The sequence below is a fragment of the Chryseobacterium sp. SSA4.19 genome (genome assembly GCF_022601875.1).
Lineage (GTDB): Bacteria > Bacteroidota > Bacteroidia > Flavobacteriales > Weeksellaceae > Chryseobacterium.
Window position 1 is genome coordinate 26,403 of the sequence record NZ_JAKVIP010000022.1, and the last position, 20,067, is coordinate 46,469.

Annotated in this window: 15 protein-coding genes; 8 read left to right on the forward strand and 7 right to left on the reverse strand. The window is 38.6% G+C overall.

From position 1 onward, the window contains the following. Together MKJ01_RS14555 and MKJ01_RS14560 are read left to right on the forward strand one after the other, a co-directional pair. On the forward strand, window positions 1–1,080 hold the full coding sequence (locus MKJ01_RS14555; RefSeq protein ID WP_241614825.1) for an FUSC family protein: 1,080 nt from the start codon (window positions 1–3) through the stop codon (window positions 1,078–1,080). 2 nt (window positions 1,081–1,082) lie between these two features. Continuing rightward, a complete protein-coding gene (locus MKJ01_RS14560; protein WP_241614826.1) occupies window positions 1,083–1,955 on the forward strand; it encodes a hypothetical protein in 873 nt (290 codons plus the stop codon). Window positions 1,956–2,084: 129 nt separating this feature from the next. On the opposite strand, the gene MKJ01_RS14565 is transcribed toward MKJ01_RS14560, so the two are convergent. Then, window positions 2,085–5,798 (reverse strand): BamA/TamA family outer membrane protein, encoded by a 3,714-nt coding sequence (locus MKJ01_RS14565; protein ID WP_241614827.1) that lies wholly within the window; start codon window positions 5,796–5,798, stop codon window positions 2,085–2,087. Window positions 5,799–5,824: 26 nt separating this feature from the next. On the opposite strand from MKJ01_RS14565, the gene MKJ01_RS14570 reads away from it, so the two are divergent. From MKJ01_RS14570 to MKJ01_RS14595, 6 genes are all read left to right on the forward strand, one after another. After that, the gene (locus MKJ01_RS14570) at window positions 5,825–7,000 is read left to right on the forward strand and encodes a Pycsar system effector family protein (RefSeq protein WP_241614828.1); all 1,176 of its coding nucleotides are present in this window, start codon (window positions 5,825–5,827) and stop codon (window positions 6,998–7,000) included. A gap of 403 nt (window positions 7,001–7,403) precedes the next feature. Then, on the forward strand, window positions 7,404–8,138 hold the full coding sequence (locus tag MKJ01_RS14575; RefSeq protein ID WP_241614829.1) for a sensor histidine kinase KdpD: 735 nt from the start codon (window positions 7,404–7,406) through the stop codon (window positions 8,136–8,138). Next, a complete protein-coding gene (locus MKJ01_RS14580; RefSeq protein WP_241614830.1) occupies window positions 8,135–8,788 on the forward strand; it encodes a response regulator transcription factor in 654 nt (217 codons plus the stop codon). The genes MKJ01_RS14575 and MKJ01_RS14580 overlap by 4 nt, the downstream gene beginning before the upstream one ends. 338 nt (window positions 8,789–9,126) lie before the next feature. Continuing rightward, window positions 9,127–9,297 (forward strand): hypothetical protein, encoded by a 171-nt coding sequence (locus MKJ01_RS14585; RefSeq protein WP_241614831.1) that lies wholly within the window; start codon window positions 9,127–9,129, stop codon window positions 9,295–9,297. Window positions 9,298–9,375: 78 nt separating this feature from the next. Next, on the forward strand, window positions 9,376–9,567 hold the full coding sequence (locus MKJ01_RS14590; RefSeq protein WP_241632672.1) for a hypothetical protein: 192 nt from the start codon (window positions 9,376–9,378) through the stop codon (window positions 9,565–9,567). A gap of 15 nt (window positions 9,568–9,582) precedes the next feature. Continuing rightward, on the forward strand, window positions 9,583–11,253 hold the full coding sequence (locus MKJ01_RS14595; RefSeq protein ID WP_241614832.1) for a hypothetical protein: 1,671 nt from the start codon (window positions 9,583–9,585) through the stop codon (window positions 11,251–11,253). 307 nt (window positions 11,254–11,560) lie between these two features. Here the strand turns inward: MKJ01_RS14595 and MKJ01_RS14600 are convergent, their stop codons facing one another. The 6 genes from MKJ01_RS14600 to nuoK form a co-directional block, all read right to left on the reverse strand. Next, entirely contained in the window at window positions 11,561–12,256 is a 696-nt protein-coding gene (locus MKJ01_RS14600) for a CPBP family intramembrane glutamic endopeptidase (RefSeq protein ID WP_241614833.1), read from the reverse strand. 166 nt (window positions 12,257–12,422) lie between these two features. Further along, window positions 12,423–14,723 carry a hypothetical protein gene (locus MKJ01_RS14605; RefSeq protein WP_241614834.1) on the reverse strand — a complete coding sequence of 767 codons (2,301 nt, stop codon included), beginning with the start codon at window positions 14,721–14,723 and terminating at the stop codon, window positions 12,423–12,425. Between the two features lie 74 nt (window positions 14,724–14,797). Beyond that, window positions 14,798–16,177 carry an NADH-quinone oxidoreductase subunit N gene (locus MKJ01_RS14610; protein ID WP_241614835.1) on the reverse strand — a complete coding sequence of 460 codons (1,380 nt, stop codon included), beginning with the start codon at window positions 16,175–16,177 and terminating at the stop codon, window positions 14,798–14,800. 145 nt (window positions 16,178–16,322) lie between these two features. Then, window positions 16,323–17,816: a NuoM family protein gene (locus MKJ01_RS14615; RefSeq protein WP_241632675.1), complete on the reverse strand. Its 1,494-nt coding sequence runs from the start codon at window positions 17,814–17,816 to the stop codon at window positions 16,323–16,325. Window positions 17,817–17,818: 2 nt separating this feature from the next. After that, entirely contained in the window at window positions 17,819–19,732 is a 1,914-nt protein-coding gene (gene nuoL / locus MKJ01_RS14620) for an NADH-quinone oxidoreductase subunit L (RefSeq protein WP_241614837.1), read from the reverse strand. Between the two features lie 2 nt (window positions 19,733–19,734). Further along, on the reverse strand, window positions 19,735–20,064 hold the full coding sequence (gene nuoK / locus MKJ01_RS14625) for an NADH-quinone oxidoreductase subunit NuoK (RefSeq protein ID WP_027380123.1): 330 nt from the start codon (window positions 20,062–20,064) through the stop codon (window positions 19,735–19,737). Window positions 20,065–20,067 lie beyond the last annotated feature (3 nt).

Consider the following 20,067-nt stretch of genomic DNA (forward strand, 5'->3'; position numbering starts at 1 on the left):
ATGAGAGTACAGAATCCCGTATCCCAAAGGTTCCAATATCTGTTGGAATTTAAGCAGACGGAGAGGAAATGGCATTTTCCTTTTCTGGCAGCACTGTGTATAGGAAGCTGTTTGTTTATCGGGTATTTTCTTGGGAAACCGGCTTATGGAAGTCTTTCCAGTCTGGGAGCCTTAACAATTCTCTATTTTACATCGGCACCGATAACCCAGCGAATGGTTCACCTTGCCATCTGTGCTTTCGGAATTGTAATTTCATTCACGGTAAGTTTATTTTTCAGCTTTAATGCGTATATGGCAGCATTATCGCTGGGAACCATAGCGTTTTTAGCGCATTTCCTCACTTCGTATTTCAGGATTCTGCCGCCGGGAAATTTTTTCTTTATTATGGTTGCAGCCATGGCCAGTACCTTTAAGTTTGACCTGGAAGTTATTCCCACAAGAGTCGGGCTGGTAGCAATGGGAGCCATCTTATCATGCTCTCTGGCTTTTCTGTATTCGGTTTTTATTGAAAAGAGCAAAGTCGTAACGGTCCCGAGAAGAACTTTTAACAAAAGAAGATATACCAAGTTCGTTGAAAGTACCATTATTGGTTTTTTTATGGCTTTAACTCTTGTTATAGGATACCTGCTGGAATTCAAGAATAACTACTGGATTTCCATTGCGGCTGTAGCCATTTTGCAGGGAAGGAATTTTGAACATGTTCGCCAACGGAACATGCACAGGATCTTAGGAACTTTTATAGGGATAGGCCTGGCCTGGATGATCTTATGGTTTGAGCCGGAAAAAGTAATTATGATTGTTATTATTACGGTTTTACAGTTTATTATAGAATTGCTGATCGTAAGAAATTATGGCTTTGCAGTCGCTTTCATTACACCATTGACGATTCTTCTGGCAGAAACCGGGAGCGAGATCCATCATCCTGTTGAAGAGCTGATGCATGCAAGATTGCTGGATACGGTTATCGGAAGTCTGATCGGACTGACCGCAGGCTTTTTCCTGTATCATCAGCGGATTATCGATAACCTGGAAAAACAGATCAGGTTTTCTTATTTTCAGTTTAAAAAATTAAAAAAATAATTATGTTGCGTACTTTTTTATCCGCCTTCGCTTTGCTGAGCTGTAATCCTAAAACTCAGGATTCAACGCAGAACCATGAGGGTCTGAAAACAGAATTTACTTTACCGAAAAAGCTGAAGGAAGTTTCCGGGATAGCTTTATCGAACGATAAAAAAATAATATGGGCTATTGAAGACCAGGGAAATAAAAATGTTGTGTATGGGATTGATCTGCAGGGGAAACAGGTGGCGGATGTACTTGTGAGTAATGCTGAGAATAATGACTGGGAAGATATTACCGCTGATCAGGAAGGAAATATCTACATTGGGGATTTTGGCAATAATGACAATGACAGGCAGAATCTTTCCATAGTGAAATTAGATTTAAAAGACGATTTCCGCGCAAAGACATCTGTAACCCAGACCACAAAGTTCCATTATGAAGGGCAGACCGAATTTCCGCCGAAGAAATCAAACTGGTTATACGACTGTGAAGCTTTCGTTGAAATGGACGGAAATTTTTATCTATTCACAAAGAACAGAAGCAAAGGTTTTGACGGAACTTTTTTAGTTTTTCGTGTTCCTAATAAAGAAGGGTATTTCGAAGCAAAATTGGTTGGCCGATTAAAGCTGAAAGGCAGTTATAGTGATGCTGCAATTACTTCAGCTGCCATTACCCGTACGAAAGATAAGATTGTGCTGCTCAACCATAAAAATATTCAGGTGCTGACCGGATTTACAGCAGATGACTTTAGTACAACAAAAATACAGACCCTATCCCTAAATCATAATTCACAGAAAGAAGCGGTGGTTTTCCTTGATGATAAAACCTTACTGATTGCTGATGAAAAAGATAAAAAGACGGGAGGGAATGTTTATCGTTATTCTTTGCCGTAATATTTGTTATTCAATAGTTTAGAAATATCATTTCTGCTTTAATATAGATAGCTAGTTTTATTTAAAAGGTAATACATAAAAAATCCGCAGCTTATAACCGCGGATTTCTATATTTTAAAATGATTGAAGTTAGAATGCCAGACCCACACCTCCTGAAATTCTTCCGCCGTCTTCACCGGTAAAGTAATCCAGTCTCGCAGAGAACGTCTCGAGAATATTCATCCAGAATCCGGCTCCGACACCCTGGTGCCATTTATCGGAGCTTTCACGATCCATCCAAACCCTTCCAAGATCATAACCGATCAATATTCCCATATTGGTAGGGACAATATTGTTTTTAATACGTCCGAAATCCCAGCGGACTTCCGCATTATTCACCAGATAGGATTTGCCTGCAAACCTTTCATTTCTGTAGGCGCGCATACCGTTGTTTCCACCGATCGCGGCAGCCTGGTAAAATTCAAAATTATTATTGTTGATGATCATTGCATTGGTCGAGTTGGCAAATACAAATCTTCCGCGCTTATCAATTCTGTGAAATACATTCATGGTTCCCTGGAAGGTTGCGAAATTTTGATTGAACTCCGAAACATTGGCTTTCCATCCTGCCTGTAAAGCCAATTCCAGTCCTAAAGTAGGGAATGCTTTGTTATCCAGGTTTTTAAAACTGAAGGTATAGTTTGCACCGGCAAACTGCTGTCCGTTAAAAACTTCCTGATTTACATCAGGGGAAACAGCAACAAAACGGTCGTCATTTCTCTGGACTTTGGCATGCTCAAAACTCAACTGGAACTGGTGTTTCAGATTCAGCCAGCTTGTTGTTGAAACGGAGGGTGCAAATTTAAACTGTGAAATCCTTACCCGGTTATAATCTCTGTCCACTGCATCTTTATCGTACTCGGTTTCATTGCCCAGGCCGAAGAATGTCCTGGCAAAAAAAGGAGTGGTATAGGAAGCATCAATTCCTGCATCCCAGCCGCCTATCGCTTTTTTGAAAATTCCTTTATACCCTACATTGAATCCTCCTGTTGCGGTATACATATTCGCTCTCAGGCTGTGCTTTTGCGTATAGGGATCACGAATAAAATTATTAACGGTATAATTCGCTACCACACCTAAGATCACGCCATCATCCGGGTTGAAGTTGGCATTTGGATATCCTGCAAAGAAATTATATTTCGGATGCTTCCAGTTGTAGGTATTCACGTCATAATCATTGGTGATATGCTTGGCTGCGGTTTTGGCATTGTAGGTGTTTTTCTGGGATTTGAAATCATAGATTTTCACCCGGTTCCCTTTTTCTACATTATACGTATCATGATTATAACCGCCGATCAGGCGGATATTGGTTTTAGGCCTTCCGTTTCCTGAAACTTCATAGAGATCATCATCTTCCAGGCCGTAGATCCAAATCTCTTTGGTTTCTTTATCATCGTAGATCTTTGCAAAAACCAGTTCCTCAGACTGATCTCTGTTGATTTTGTATTGTTTTACGTCAACTGAATTTTCATTCTTGACAATCACAAATTTATCAGGCTTTACGGTTCCTGCGAGCTGTACTTTTTCCTGCAGGACATGATAGTATTTTACCGCAGAAGTTCCAATTTTTGCTTTTCTCAGCTTTAATTTTCGCTGAATGTCCGTAATGGTTTCATCCTGAACTTCCTGAGGAAGGTTTTTAAACGCTTCATCAATATCAGCATCGGTTAAATGCTGCTGGATATAGTCAGCCTGTGCAGTCCAATCCTGTTCTGAAGAACCTTTTAAAAGGATCATATCCAGCGGATACGGTTCCATATTCATCCAGCGTACATTTTTAACTTCATTTTTAAAAGATTTCATATGGCGGATCACCGGAATATTCATCACCACTTTAAATGCAGCGCCGTCATAGTTGCTGAAAGCCTGGTCATGATCTCTGGGAATAGGTTTGTAAATAACTTTGTCACCGTTTTTATATTCTGCCCATTTCCATTGGTCTTCATGCCGGTCCCAATCGCCGATCAGCATGTCAAAAATCCTTGCCCGGATATATTGTTCCTGGTCAACAGAATATTTACTGTCTTTTCTGAGATTTTTCAGCACATCCTGGGTTGAAAGAATATCAGATGCATTGTCAAGATATTGTAGGGTTTTAGGATCCGAAGAAAAACGTTCTTCAATCATATAGAGCTCATCTCCGTAATTCCTGTTATATTCGCCAAGGCCTTTTTGTTTCGGAACATAATACAATTCTGGATTGCTATGGAAAAGATCTATTTTTCCTGCCATATTATTTACTGAAAATACGGTGAAGGGATGGCTTGTGGTATAAAAATCCATCAAAAACCTGTCAGGGAAGGTATTATTTAACTCGTTTCCGAATGTGTTTTTTTTGAACGCCATCGCATTAAGAAACCGTACGGCACTCTTTTTAACACCGCGCATCACAAATTCCTGTCCGTCGGCAGCCTTCAATCGGAGACTGTTTGATTGGTTTCCGCCGCCTTCCCTGAATGGAGTATAACCGCCGTTCAATTCAGAAATATTAGCGGTTTTCGCATTAATGGGAAGTGCGTAGTATTTACGGTAATGATTTCCCCACAGCCAACGATAGATCTTGCCTTTATGGGTCATCTTTTCAGTGTAAATTGATGAGGTATAGTTTGGCGAAATAGTGGAAGGATATTTATTCTCAAATGCTTCCGGTTTGGAAATCACTTCAATCTGCGTCAGCTTTTGCAGGGTATTGTTTTTAGTTGAAAAATACTCTACATCTGAGCTCTGGTCTTTTCTCAGGTTTAACACGGCGAAACCGCTTCCTCCATAAGAAAAATCGGTTGGGTTGACAATGGTGGCCGGATCCGTCTTAGAGCCCGCACCGCTGATGATCTGCTTGATGTTGTTGTTCTTGTGATACTGCAGATTATGATCGTGTCCCGAAACTAAAATTACATTTTCTTTATCCTGAATGATGCTTTTAATCCTGTTTGCAAATTCTGCATAATGTGCATTGCTGAGGTCTTCCATACTTGCTCCGGAAGAGCTTCTCAGGGTAGTGGCTATTGTGGCAAGTCCTGGAACCGGAAGTTTTCCTTTGAATGCTGAAAGATGGGACTTCGCAGAATTGAAACCTGCATGCACGCCCGAGCTGATAACCGGATGATGCAGTGCTACGATAATTCTTTTATCCTGGTTTTTAATAATCAGATCTTTAAATTCTGCATAAAAATCATCTCTGGTTTTAATATCGCATCCTTCATTGATTCCCGGATATTTATCCCAGTTGATAAGTGCCCATTCAGAATCTACCACAATCAGTTTGATGTCTTTGGTTAAATTGATATCATCAATCGGACATGAATTTTTAGGCAGAAAAGACTTTTTATCGTTGAGATAAGTTTTTACGAATTTTTCCTGGGCTTTTAAGCCTTCTAGTCCGTGATACCAATCGTGATTTCCAGGGATCACAAGCGTTTTACCTTTGAAATTTTTTGTAATGGCCAGCTGATTTTCTATCTTCTGCTTTGCCAGTGCATAGTTTTTATCATTTTCTCCAGGCATTCCCAGCGGATATATGTTATCTCCTAAAAAGATCAGTAGTGAATTTTTATCCGCCGAATCTATTTTATTTTTAATAAAACCAAGGGTTTGCTGAGACTGTATTTCATCCGCATTTCCGGCATCGCCTACAAGGAAAATCTTAAAATCATTGTCGGACTTTATATCAGAATTTTTTATCTCGGATAAGTTTTTACCTTTTTTTACGTTATAGGTTGCGCAGGAATACAGAACTCCTGCAGACAATACGACACTGAAAACAACGGACGTATTTTTTAAATGAGTTTTCAAGGATAAATTCATAAATTTACAATAACAAAATTCCGGCCATGAGCATTTTACAAAAAGCCAAAGATTACGTTGAGATCTTATTCAAAGATAAGTTATCTTCGGTTTACTTTTATCATAATTTTATACACACTACTTATACGGTAAACAAAGCTGAAGAAATCATGAAAAATACACCTGTTTCCGATAAGGATCAGGAAAAAGTGCTTTTGGCATTATGGTTTCATGATACGGGTTATGTAGAATGCGCACAGAATCATGAAGAGAACGGGGTGGAGATCATGAAAAATTTTCTTAAAAAAGAGAATTTTGACGAGGATTATATTAACGCAGTGGCCCGACTTATTTTAGCGACCAAAATTACATACCAGCCCCAAAATCTTTTAGAGCAAATTGTAAAGGATGCTGACTGCAGCCATTTCGCCAGCCATGATTATAATGATATTGCTGATGCTTTAAGGAAAGAATGGGAACTGACCAATGTAAGGTGCTTTTCAAATGATGAGTGGAATGCGGGCAATCTTGACATGCTGAAAAATAAGCACCAGTTTTACACCGATTATGCTAAAAAGAACTGGCAGCCGCTGAAAGATAAAAATATCAAGAAAATTGAGAAAAAGCTGGAAAAAGAAGATCCCGGAAAAAAAGAATCTTCTGAAAATAAGAAGGATAAAGAGAAGGAACCTAAGTCTGACCGCAGTGTTGATACCTTATTCAGGATCACGTTAAGCAATCATACCAGATTGAGCGATATTGCCGACAGTAAGGCGAATATCTTGCTTTCCGTAAATGCGATCATTATTTCAGTCTGTCTTTCTGTTTTGGTTCCCAAGCTGGATACTCCAAAGAATTCGCACCTGATCATTCCGAGTTTTCTTCTGCTGATTTCAAGTGTCATTACCATTATTTTTGCCATCTTATCCACGAAGCCTAACGTAACAAAGGTGAAATTTACGGCGCAGGATATTGCCGACCGTAAAGTGAACCTGCTGTTCTTCGGGAATTTTAACAGGATGCTTTTTGATGATTATAACCATGCCATGAAAGACCTGATCAACGACCGCAATTATATTTATGATTCGATGGTAAAGGATTTGTATTTTCTGGGTAAAGTATTGGACAGGAAATATAAGCTTCTTTCAACCACGTACAACATCTTTATGGCTGGAATCGTGATCTCGGTTCTTTCTTTTGCCTATGCTTTTCTGAGTCTGTAAAACAGATAGAATTAAAACAGATACTACAATATAGATTTAGGATCATACTGCGGAAGGCTTTTTCACATTACTATAATAAATCTTCACAGTTTTTCTCATAGATATCAAATCTATGCGTTTATTTAATACTGAAAATATGCCCGATATCGGAAGGTGGGGGAGTGGATCAATTGTCAGATAAGATGAGAAGATCCTTTCCCATGGATATACATATCAAATCAAGATAGAAGGGCTTTAAAATTATTTTGCATTATATATTTTGTTATTATAATAAACGAATATTAAAACCAACGCTTTCAGATATGATCCGGAAATTCTTTGGCAAGGAAATAGATAAAAGTAAATCATAAATCAACTTTAAAAAATATTGAAGTGAAAATTTTTTAACATTTATAATTACATTATGGATGACCGTATCAAGGAACTGCAGATAAAAATAGAAAAACTGGAAAGCGAAATCAATTTTAAGAACGGACTGATCTCGATATTATCTCATGACTCAAAAGAACTGTTTGGAAATTTTATCTGGCTTATAGAAGCGCTGGAAGAAAAGACCATCAATGAGAAAGATTTTTTTAAGTTGCTGCCTCAGGTAAAAAGTGATGCCCGGAAGAATCTGCAAACTGTTCAGGACAGCACCTCCTGGTTAAAAACACAATATGGGGAATTTAAGATTAAACCCGTTAAAATCAGGGTGATGGATCTTTTTCATCATTTAGAAGAAAAATATGCTGCTAAATTAAAAGAAAAAAACATTAAATTTTATTTTAAAGGGGATCAGAATGCATTTCTTACAACTGATCAATTATTGCTAGAATATGTTTTAGACAAAATTTTTAACAATGCGGTAAAATACTCCTTTTCGGATCAGGATATTTATTTACAGTCAGTTAAAGAAGGCGATCAGATGATACTTTCTGTAATTGATTTTGGGACAGGAATGAATGAAAAATACTTATCTGCGATCTATACATATGATAATCCTATATTTCAGGGAACTGTGGGCGAAAAAGGAGTTGGATTAAGTTTGAAAATTGTAAAAAATTTTATATCCTTGATGTGCGGAAACATAGACATCATTTCGTCTGAAAGTAACGGAACAACTGTTTCGCTTTTTTTACCTAACTTTAGTGAATGAAGGATTTAAAATTAAATGTTCGTATTGCTGTAGCAGATGATCATGGTATTGTCCGGATGGGTTTGATACAAACAATCAGAAGGCTCAGGCCCGATGCCATAATTTCAGAAATAGAGGATTATAAATCGCTGTACAAAGTAATTCTGAAAGAAGAATTGGATCTGGTCATAATGGACGTTAATATGCCTAATGGTACTGTTCAGGAAGCAATAGATTACATAAAAATTCACCAACCTGAATTAAATATTTTGATATTTTCTTCACAGGATGAAGAGTTGTATGCGGCGCGTTACCTAAAAATGGGAGCTGGCGGCTATCTAAGCAAGCAAAGCTCCGCTGAAGCAATTGAGGCTGCCTTAACGTCGATGCTCAGCAAAGGCCGGTATGTCAGTGATAATTTAAAAGAAACGATCTTTTTAGAATCATTAACGGGTGCGACAAAAAGTTCTCCTTTTGAATCACTGTCAGACCGTGAATTGCAAATTGCCAATAAGCTTGCAGAAGGCCTTCCCCTCAAAGAAATTTCTAATCAACTGAATCTGCATTCATCAACGATCAGCACTTATAAGAACAGGCTGTTTGACAAGCTGAAAATACGATCCATACCTGAATTGGTCGAGATTCTTAGGCTGTATAATCAGTCCTGGTAAGTAACCCAAGTTTAAGGGTCAAAACAATCTTTACATATTGCCTATTCTATTTCAGCAGGAAAAAAATCAAAGGTAGTTCTTGGAAGGCCTAAGGGAAATTATGCACAAACAGTAACTTATACTGCAACTACATTATAGTAAGAAATATCAATTTTATATAAGTCCTCAATACTTAAAGGTGTTGAGGGCTTTTCTATTTAAACCAAATGAAAAAGCCTGTAGTTATTTTACTACATGAACTTCCATTTTCCACTACAAAGAAATTTTTATTGCCGCCGTAGATTTGTATTGTTCAAAGGAGGGCGATTAAAAAAGAATAAAAATTAAATAATATGATCATGACAAAACAAATCGCAATCGCAGTTTTAACTGCAACGGATCAAACTTTAGTATCAGATGCTCTACCAGAAAGTGCATTTACACTGAATCTGGATTACACTATTACAGTGGTGACATCAACATCTTCCGGTATTTTAGATAGACCGGCTGGACTTATATGCAAACCGTAACTTAACTGCGACCTCATTATAACAAAATACAAATTGTTGTTTTCTTGAAAACTATTTATTTTTAAATTGAATATATTTATGGAAAAAAATGAAATTATGGTAACGGAATGCTTCAAATGCGGAGCACGTTATCAGAACTATTTTAGAACATCACCCTGCTGTAGCTCAATTATTTTGAAAGTAGATGAAAATGGGAACCGTACAAGTATAACTTTTCTCAGCGCACTATCATTACCAGGCTTAGAATTTATTAAATTAGATAAAGAATAATATTAAAACATCTCTATGAGAAAAATTTTACCGTACCTCGCGGCACTTTCATTTTTAGCTGTAGTATCCTGTACAAATGATGACATGGATTCTCAAAACAATCAGGAAAACGGACCTATTTTAAATTCTGATGCTAAAACGTTAAGCAAAAGAATTGATTTTGCCCATTCGGGAGTTTTGGATTTGAAGCCGGGTTTTGCCGGGAAAACGACAACAGCAGGTAACTTTCCGTTGGTATTGGTAGCAGAGGTAGCACCACCGGTTTATAACGGGAAAACGCTTCGCGCCACGCACGTTGCTATAGAAGGAAACTATGCCTACGTATCTTATAATACTGAAGGAGAAACCTATTTAGGAGCCATTGAAGTATTGAATATCACCAACCCCAATGCTCCGCAGCTGGTGATGCAGGCTATTCTTCCCGATACCGATGTGAGTTCGGTACGATACGACAACGGTAAATTATACATTGCCGGTGCAAAAGATATCTATGCTTCAGGTGCTCAGACACCGGCTTTCGTAGGAAGCATGACGCTTAATGGCGGTATGCTGACCAATGCTCTTCAGCAAACGGTTCTGACCGGGAAAGTGGGAACGGATGTGACATCAGGCAGCTCAAAATATTATGCGGTGTCAGGAGCAACGGGTGTTTTAGCCCAGCTCAGCAAAACGAGCCAGCAGGTAGAAGTGTCTATTCCTTTGAGCGATCTCAGAGCTTTGGGATATAACAATAATAAAGTAGTAGTTCTCAGCGGAACGGATGGAGTAAAAATTTATGATGCCAACGGATTAAACCTTCTTACCTCTTTTGCCACTTCATCTGATGTGGCAGAAGCTAAGAGAACAATTGATTTCATCGACGGAAAATTATTGGTTTCCGAAGGATACAACGGAGTAGGTGTGTATAATCTGTCAACAGGTGCCAAGCTTCAGAAGCTGTCTGTGCCTACAGATCTTCCGAACGTAAACCCTGCCGATATTGTAAGCAACGCGGTATCGGTGAATTCCGGGCGTGTATTCGTAGCCAACGGCGGTGCGGGGATTTATGTGTACGCTCCACAAAATAACGACCTGACCCTGATGGGATCTATCGATCTTACCGGATCTTCCAACTTCGTCATGAGTAGAGGCGAGTATATTTTTGTTGCCACAGGAGCGGGTGGACTTAAGATCATCAAAACGGTAGCGCCTGCAAGCGGTGCGGTAAACTGTTCCGGTTACGCAGCGTACAACGGGAGCGAATGGTTGAATGTGAATTCCGGACAGACTCTGGAATATTCAGGAACAAAAAGCCTTCAGGGAATCAATGTGAATCAGGTGCTGACATGGTGTGGTGCTCTGACCGCTTCACAAGGTGTTAACATCAACAGCAATGCGACTTTTAATATGTACGGACAGCTGTACCAGGGGACGCAGAGCAATCCCTGGAACTCGCTTAACATCAACAGCGGTGCCCTTCTTAATCTGAGAGGAAACCTGACGACCTACGGACACATGATCCTAAACAGCAATGCCAACTGGAAAATTGAAGGGAATGTAACGATTTTTGGAAACCTGACCATCAACCAGGGATCTAAGATTGAGTTTATCGGAAGCAATTCCTCCATTACGATTCACGGAACGGTTACCAAAAACGGGACGTCAACCATTACGGGAACTTATACGGATGTGAATAACAAACTGTAATAACAGCAAACCAAAGCATATTTAAAAAGGAGATCATCATGATCTCCTTTTTTTATGTTCGATGATAAAGTAAAACGTATCCTTATCAAAGTTTTAAAGATTACGTTAGGTCCTATTATTTCTTTAATAAGAATAAGTTACAAAAAATATAAAGGTTGCAACTGGTCAGATTAAAAAAAAATTAAATAATCTCAAAAAACGATTAAAAAATAATTGCAAATTTATACTGCATGTACTAAAGGTAAAAAGGTAATATTATTCAAACGAATGTGTGTTGAAAAAACTGATGAAGAAGTCTGTATTTATTTTAAAGCCATAAGATTAATGGCCACAAATTATTGACAGTATGTAAAATGAAGCTCCAAAGTAGTCCATTTTTTACAGCTACATACGAAAAAAGTAATCCATTAAGTGTGAAGGGAAGCAAGCAAATAATAATTGTTAAAAAACTACTATGGCTAAAATCGAAATTATAGTAATGCCATAATCCAAAAGCTATGGCACTAGCCAATATAAAATAGGTGCGATAAATACGTTTACTTAGATTATATATAATTCTTGCAATGATTTTTTTGGAAATCAACAAGTTTAGAAAAGATATTGCGAGAACTCCAGCAGTTGGCAGGCTCAATTTGTAGAAATTTAGATCGGCAATCCGGCAGATAATCAAGTATGTAAGCGAAACCAATGCTACTTTGAATAACAAAGGATTATTTTGTAATGGTCCTCGGAAAGCTGTTTCTTCTAATAGAGGAGCTAATAAAGCGATTTCCAGAACTATTTCAAACGTGGACATTGATTTCATATATGATGGGATCATTCCTTGGGATTTAATCGGATCTATAATTTCCCAATGAACAAAAAGCAATTGCAGTAATGATGAAAATAAAATGATAATGAACATCATGGGAATCATTATAACCGTAAATTTTATTTTTGATTGAACACTTACCAATTCGTTGATTAAAAGATCACCACTCAAAAAACGGAAAAAATTTTTCATATGTTTATTTCTTTTAAATGTAAGAATATTTCTTAGGCTAAATATATTGGTTAACATTAAAAAAAAGTAGTTAACATCTGGAGTTGAAATCAATCAATCTCAAAAAACGATTCATTTTTAAGATAATAATACAGAATGAATTCATCTGAAACTGATGAGTTGATTTTTATGCCAGTGAAACCCTTAATGCCAGAAGCCCTGTAATTCCCTGCAGATCCTCGACCTTTAAAAATTCTATATCATTTTTAAGAATATTCCTTTTCTGTAATTTACTGATGTATTCCAGATATTCCCTTTGGTTTTCCATCCCGAAATAGACAACGGTTATTTTTCCCGGGCAGGTAATTCTTTCTTCTGAGCCTTTTACATGCGCTTTATCAAGCCGCTTTTTAATAATTTCATAATAGGAATTAAAAGCACCGTCCACATCAAAGCGTTTTTCATCCATCCGGAAACGGATGTCGATCTTTTCATTGTACACAAAAATTAAAGAAGCAATATCCAGAGGAATCGACAGGTCTTTCTTAAAGTTCTGGAATTCATGTTCTATGTTGCAAATCGTCTTCAGCTGCCAGTATCTTAGTTTCTGGACGACCTTTGAGGTATATGGCAAATCCGGGGCAATATTCTGGCCCGTATACAAATTATGTTCTACGCCATCGGATTTAAACCTTTCATAATAATGCGGGAAAATCAGCTGTGCTTCAACCTGGTCTTCATCCAGCAAATCAGCCACTTTTCTGTTGACCAGTGTGATGGAATCATCCAGGCTTTTCCGGTTGAAATAAAACAAATCGTTCTGAGGATAGACCTGGGCAAAATAATCCTTGATTTTTGCTTTGACCTCACTGGATGTTCTGATCTCTAATTTTGCCTGCAGAAAAGGATGGATTTCGTCTCTCAGCAATCTCTGGAAACGCTGTTCGCTGTCTGCCTTTATTTCATTATTCAGTTCGTTTTCGAAAACTTCAAGCGCTAATATATATTGTTCTGCATCCGATGTGATTAAGGAAAAAATTTTGTGCAGGCTGTCAATCTGCTGATTCAGGTCTTCCAGCATCAGATAGAAACGCTTTTCCGAAGAAGCACGGATATCGGAGAAACCGAAAAGCGGGGTAAGATTTTTGAAAGAAATCTGTTTCAGGGTATATATTTTTTTCCCGAGAGAAGCATTAAAATATTTTTCCGCCTCATTACGGAACTTCCACATGACACTGTCATGAATGGTAGTATATTCTCTCTGGATAATGGCCTCGATCTGATAGTTTTTCTCGAAACTGAACCGGTTCAGGGAAAACAGGATCATATCCGTGAAAAACTCCATTTTTTTGAGCTTTAATCCGTTGAAACTGTTTTTAACGGGTGATGTGAATTCCATAATGGCCAGCAGTTCATTGTCTTTCATGATCGGGATGACCATAAAGCTTTTAATATGGTTATTCTTTAAAATCTTAAATGATGGGAGGGATTGTATTTCTTGATCCAGATTCTCCACATTGGAGATAACAAAAGGCTTAGAATTATAATTGATGTTGCTGAAGGTGCTCTTTCTGGTTTCTTCGTCAAAAGCATTGATCCAGAAATCCAGAATATGATGGGTAAAAAGGTTTTCATAAATCGGCAGTTTTTCAAGACGCTGATCTTTTGTATTGAAAAGCATTAAGCCGAAATTAAGCTCAGGAACATCAAAATACGATTTGAAGATTTCGATCAGGTTTTCATCAGGCGAAAGGTTACCCGGATCGATGCTGATCATGCTGGATTTCAGATCTGATAGCGCAACTTCCGAGGTGCAGTCAACCAGGGAAATTATGGTAAAACCTTTCAAAATCCAGGATTCGTAAGGGAAATGTTTTTTCCAGAGCTTAATATCATCCAGGTTTTCAAGCAGGATATCCAACACGTCATCTGAAGGTATCTTTGTGCCTTCCGTAGGGTACACCTCGGTGAAATCGGCATTTACCGTGATTTTGTAATGTTTCATAATGCCCTGCCGGTTCGGGATGTCATAATAAAAAGGCAGTGTACTTCTGATATCCCTTTTGAAATAGCTCTGTACGATCAGGCAGCAGCAAAATACATAAAATTCGTCATCATCGATGTTCCTTAGTTCCATTTCAAAATCTTTTCCGGCATCTTTAAGGATACTTTTAAACCGCTCGGTATAGTTGAATGTTATATCAGAAAGCGGAATGCTGGCCGCTTTTATTTCATTATTGGTAAGCCCGGTAGGGAAGAGGTCTGCCAATACCAGCCCGATGAGGTCTTCATGCTTTTCCAGCAGCGAAGTGTCCTGAAATCCGTCCCTCAGCTCGCGGAAGTTCTTTGTTCTCTCAATCAACGATTTTGCATAGCTGGCACGATATTCCAGACGGTCATTGTACCGGATGTGTTCCAATACATCAAGATATTTTTTAAATGAAATGTAAACCTGAAATGGAGCGTCTTTTTTATAAAGATTTGCCAAAGCTGAAATTTAAAGTAAAGTTATAAAAAAACCACAACTCTTATGTTGTGGTTTATATGATTTGTGATGACTTTTTACAGTCCGAACTGTCTTGCAAATAAATCCGGGAAAACGCCCAATGCAATGATAGATGCAATAATGCACACCGCAACAATATTATAGGTAAGCGTTACTTTCTCCGAAGACTTGAATGTACTTTCTTTAAAGAAGAACATCGCAATGATTAACCTAAGGTAATATGCAATGGAAACTGCAGAACCTAATACGGCGATCAGAACAAGAAAGGCAGCGCCGTTCATAGCCTGGGAAAATAAAGCAAATTTACCCATGAAGCCTGCCGTTAGCGGAATCCCCGCCATTGAAAGCATCGATACTGCAGCTACTACAGCCAGCAATGGTTCTGATTTGGCCAATCCTTTGAATGCGCCGAAAGAAGTTTCCCTTTTCAGTTTCTCTACATAAATTAGGCACATGAAAACTCCTACAGTAGATAATGCATAGGCAAATAAATAGAATGCTAAATTATAAGGAGAAAGACTGGTAATTCCGAAGAATACCAAACCGATATATCCTGCGTGAGATACGGAAGAGTAGGCCAGCATTCTCTTGGCGTTCGTCTGCGCAAGTCCCATAACGTTGGCCAATAATAAAGTAATAATTAAAAACACGCCGAAAACATTGATCCATTCATTGGTAACGCCTGCAAATCCGATCGTCATTAATCTGAACAATGCAAAGAATCCTGAAATTTTAACCACGCTCGCCATAAAAGCCGTAATCAGTGATGGTGCTCCGTAATATACATCCGGGCTCCACATATGAAATGGTGCCAAAGCCACTTTAAAGGCCAGTGCACACAGGATGAGCAGTACGCCTAAGATAAACATGACATCTTTAGGATTGGACATCCCGAAATCATGGATCTTATATAAATCAAAACTTCCGGTGCTTCCGTAAATAAATGCAATCCCGAACAAAAGGAAACCTGTTGCAAATGCACCCATTAAGAAATATTTAATAGAGGCTTCGTTGGATCTTAAATCGGTCTTGTTCGCTCCTGCCATCACATATAATGGAATAGAAAGAATTTCGATGCCGAGGAATAAAGTCACCATATTCTGGAATCCGAAAAGGATAATCCCGCCACAAAGCGCAAAAAGCATTAAGGCATATAATTCTGACTGATGGCTTCTGTGGTTACTGAATGCAAAACCTCCCAAAAAGAACAGCAGTAGCGTGATCACCAGTGATATTTTAGTAAACAATGCGGTATTTGCCGTATAGTCATACATATGCCTGTACTGTTCAAAGAACGAATTTTCCGGCATGAAACTTACAAATAATGCGATGATTAATCCCAAAATTCCAATGTACCTTGCGAATTTTCCCTGTTCAAAAACTCCTGAAAATAACGCAACGACTGCCGTTAGGAAAACAATAATTAAAACACTCATAATTTATATTTGAGATTTGAGATGAAAATTTTTAAATAAAATGATTAGGATTTAAAGTTTCTGGATTACCGTTTACAAACCTTAATTTTCTATTTTCTAATTTTTCTGATCTCTTAATTCTTAATCTTTTATCTTAAACTTACTCTTAATTAACCATGGAACCGTAAATAAACCTTACTGAACTGCCTACCATGTCAATAATCGGCTGCGGAAAAATCCCCAACACGATTACAAATACTGCCAGACTTGCCAATACGGAAAATTCTACCGCAGATAAATCCCGTGCTGTACTTAAAACCGCTTCGTCACCCTGCCCGAACATCGCTTTTCCGTAAAATCTCAACAGATAAACCGCTGCAAGGATAATGGTAAGTCCTGCAATAACGGCTGCAGTTCCATTAAAGTCATATACTGATTTCAAAAGGATAAATTCCCCAACGAATCCGTTAGTCAATGGAACTCCCATTGATCCTAATATAATAATCAGAAACAGGACCGCAAACTTAGGAGCTACCTTGGCAAGCCCGCCCATTTGTCTGATGTCTCTGGATTTAAATCTTTTATATAGAATATCGCAGCAGTAGAACAAACCAGCCACGTTAATCCCGTGGGCAAAAGTCTGTACCAGCGCCCCTTCAGCTCCCTCTATGTTAAAGGTTCCTCTCAAAGTAATGACGGCGGAAGCAAAAATACCTGCTACCATAAGACCTACGTGAGAGAAAGAAGAATAGGCGATGATCTTTTTCATATCCGTCTGGATAATAGCAATCAAGGCTCCGTGAACAATTCCTATAATGGCAAGGATCAGTACAATCTGTCCTGATATTCCAGCAATCGGAATCGGTGTAATCGGCAGAAGATAGCGCATAACACCGTATATGGCCATTTTCAGCATGATCCCTGATAAAAGCATGGAACCCTGCGTCGGTGAGTACGTATAGGTGTCTGGCTGCCACGTATGAAAAGGAAATACCGGTAATTTCACCGCAAAAGCAAAGAAGATAAACCAGAATACAACCGTCTGTTGTGTTTCGTTTAATTGAGCATTGTATAAATCAGTCAGGGCAAATGATGCAGAGTGGTTGTACACATAGATCAATCCTGCTAACATGAATAATGATCCTACGAAGGTATACACAAAGAATTTCGTAGTAAATTCAAATCTTTTATTTTCCTGGCCCCAAAGCCCGGCGATCAGCCAGATCGGAATCAGAGTAACTTCCCAGAAAATATAGAATAACAATCCGTCCAGTGAAGTGAAGACTCCTACAAGGCCGAACTGCATCAGAAGAATCAAACCGTAGAATGTATTTCTGTAGCTTACATTTTCATTAAAAGATGATAAAATAATAATCGGTGCTAAAATATTGGTCAGAAGCAGAAGAAGCATACTCATACCGTCAATACCGAAATGAAGCGTGCTTTTGATGAACTGTGACCACGGATAAGTGATTTCATACTGCAGCTTACTGTCTACAGTCGGACCAAAATTAAAATCCGAAAGAATATAGAAGGTAAGGAGCATCTGTACCAATGCAATTCCCAGTGCCAAATACTTGCTGGAATTATTTTTCCATGCAAAGACCAATCCCGAACCTACGAGAGGTAATAGTAATAAAGTTATTAACAAACCAGACATTGTTACGGTAATAAAAAGTTAACGATTAATATAATTCCCACTGCTAGAGACATGATCAGAATGTAATTCTCCACATTTCCGTTCTGGATGCGTTTCATAGCTTTACCGCTGTCTTCAGCGCCTTCTCCTACAAAGTCTACCAGACGATCGAGAATACCTTTATCAAACATCCTTCCTCCGCGTCCTAATCCTTCAACAGTTTTTACAATAATAGCATTGTAAAGTTCGTCAATATATAATTTTTTGGCAGATAGTTTTTCCCAACCCGTATACATTTCTTCCGGCAACGCCTGCTTTTTCTTATTTACATACGTATTTTTAACAAGGAACCATACGGTAAAAAACATTAAAACAGTCGCTCCTAATAAGATCATTTCTGTACCGAAAGGCACTCCTGAAAGAGTTGCTTCCATCTGGTTAAAGCTTTCTTCCGTAAGAACCGGCTTCAGCCATTCCATTAATTTGGCATAATGACCATGGCCGATGAAGTGAGGAAGATTAATGAAACCTCCTGCCACAGAAAGAATGGCCAGTACGATTAAAGGAATCGTCATATTGGAAGGGCTTTCATGCAGGTGATGTTTCTGTTCTTCGGTCCCTCTGAAATCTCCGTGGAATGTCAGGTAATATAGTCTGAACATATAGGTGGCCGTAACAGCTGCTAAAATAAATAACATCACCCAGTAAGCAGGGTTTTTAGCAAAGGCCGCCACTAAAATTTCATCTTTTGAAATCATCCCGGATAACAATGGGAATCCAGAGATTGCCAGAGTACCGATCAGGAAAGTAGCGTGTGTAACCGGAATATATTTTTTAAGACCACCCATAAAGCGCATATCCTGCTCATTGCTCATAGCGTGAATTACAGAACCTGCCCCAAGGAATAACAAGGCTTTAAAAAACGCATGTGTCATCACGTGGAACATGGCTGTAGTGTAAGCCCCTAAACCTAAAGCAATGAACATAAATCCAAGCTGTGAAACGGTAGAGTAGGCCAATACTTTTTTAATATCGTTTTGACGGAGTGCATAGAATCCTGCCAAAGCAGCGGTTAAGAATCCGATTAATAAAATTCCGTCCTGAACGGTTGGTGCCAAAGTGAATAAGAAATTGGATCTTACCACTAAATAAATACCTGCCGTTACCATGGTGGCTGCGTGAATCAATGCAGAAACAGGTGTCGGACCTGCCATCGCATCCGGTAGCCACGTATATAAAGGAACCTGCGCAGATTTACCAGTTGCCCCGATAAATAAGCTCGCAGTAATAAAAATAATCACGCTTCCGTCCAGTTCAAATTTGCCGGCATTTTCTTTTACAGAAAGATAATCTACCGCATTGGTCTGAGAGGCAATCATGAAAATACCGATCAGTAACGCAAGATCACCGATTCTGTTCATAATGAAAGCCTTTCTTGCCGCTTTACCGTATTCTTCGTTGGTATACCAGAATCCGATCAGTAAATAAGAACATAGTCCTACACCTTCCCATCCGATAAACAGGATCAGGTAGTTGCTTCCCATTACCAATAACAGCATGGAGAAGATGAATAGGTTCAGGTAAGTAAAAAACTTGTAGAAACCTTTATCGTGGCTCATATATCCGATAGAGTACAGGTGAATCAGTGACCCGATTCCTGTAATGATCATGACCATCATTAATGAAAGCTGATCGATCTGGAACCCAAAATTGATCTGGATGCCGTTTACCCTGAACCATTCAAAAGCTTTTACGATTACGGGCTGGCTTTCAGAATCGAAATTCATGAAAATGCTTACTGCGATACAGAACGGGATAAATACCATTGCCGTAGCCAGGGAACCTACCACTATTTTTGGAAGGCTTTTCCCGAATAAACCGTTTATAAGAAACCCTAAAAGTGGTAAAAGTATGATTGCATATACTAAATTCTCCATTCTTATCCTCTTAATTTATTAAATATACTTACATCAACAGAACGGGTATTTCTATACAGCATGGCAATAATTGCCAGGCCTACCGCCACTTCCGCAGCAGCCACCACCATAATGAAGAAAACTAAAAGTTGTCCGTCTCCGTTTCCTTTATAGGCTGAAAAGGCAGCCAGCAAAAGGTTTACAGAATTCAGCATAAGCTCTACACAACCCAAAATAACAATCGCATTTTTTCTCAGCAATACACCCAGCACTCCTAAGCAGAATAATACTGACGAAAGAATGATGAAGTAATTCAGAGGGATGCTTTGTATAAATGTATTTACTTCTCCCATAAT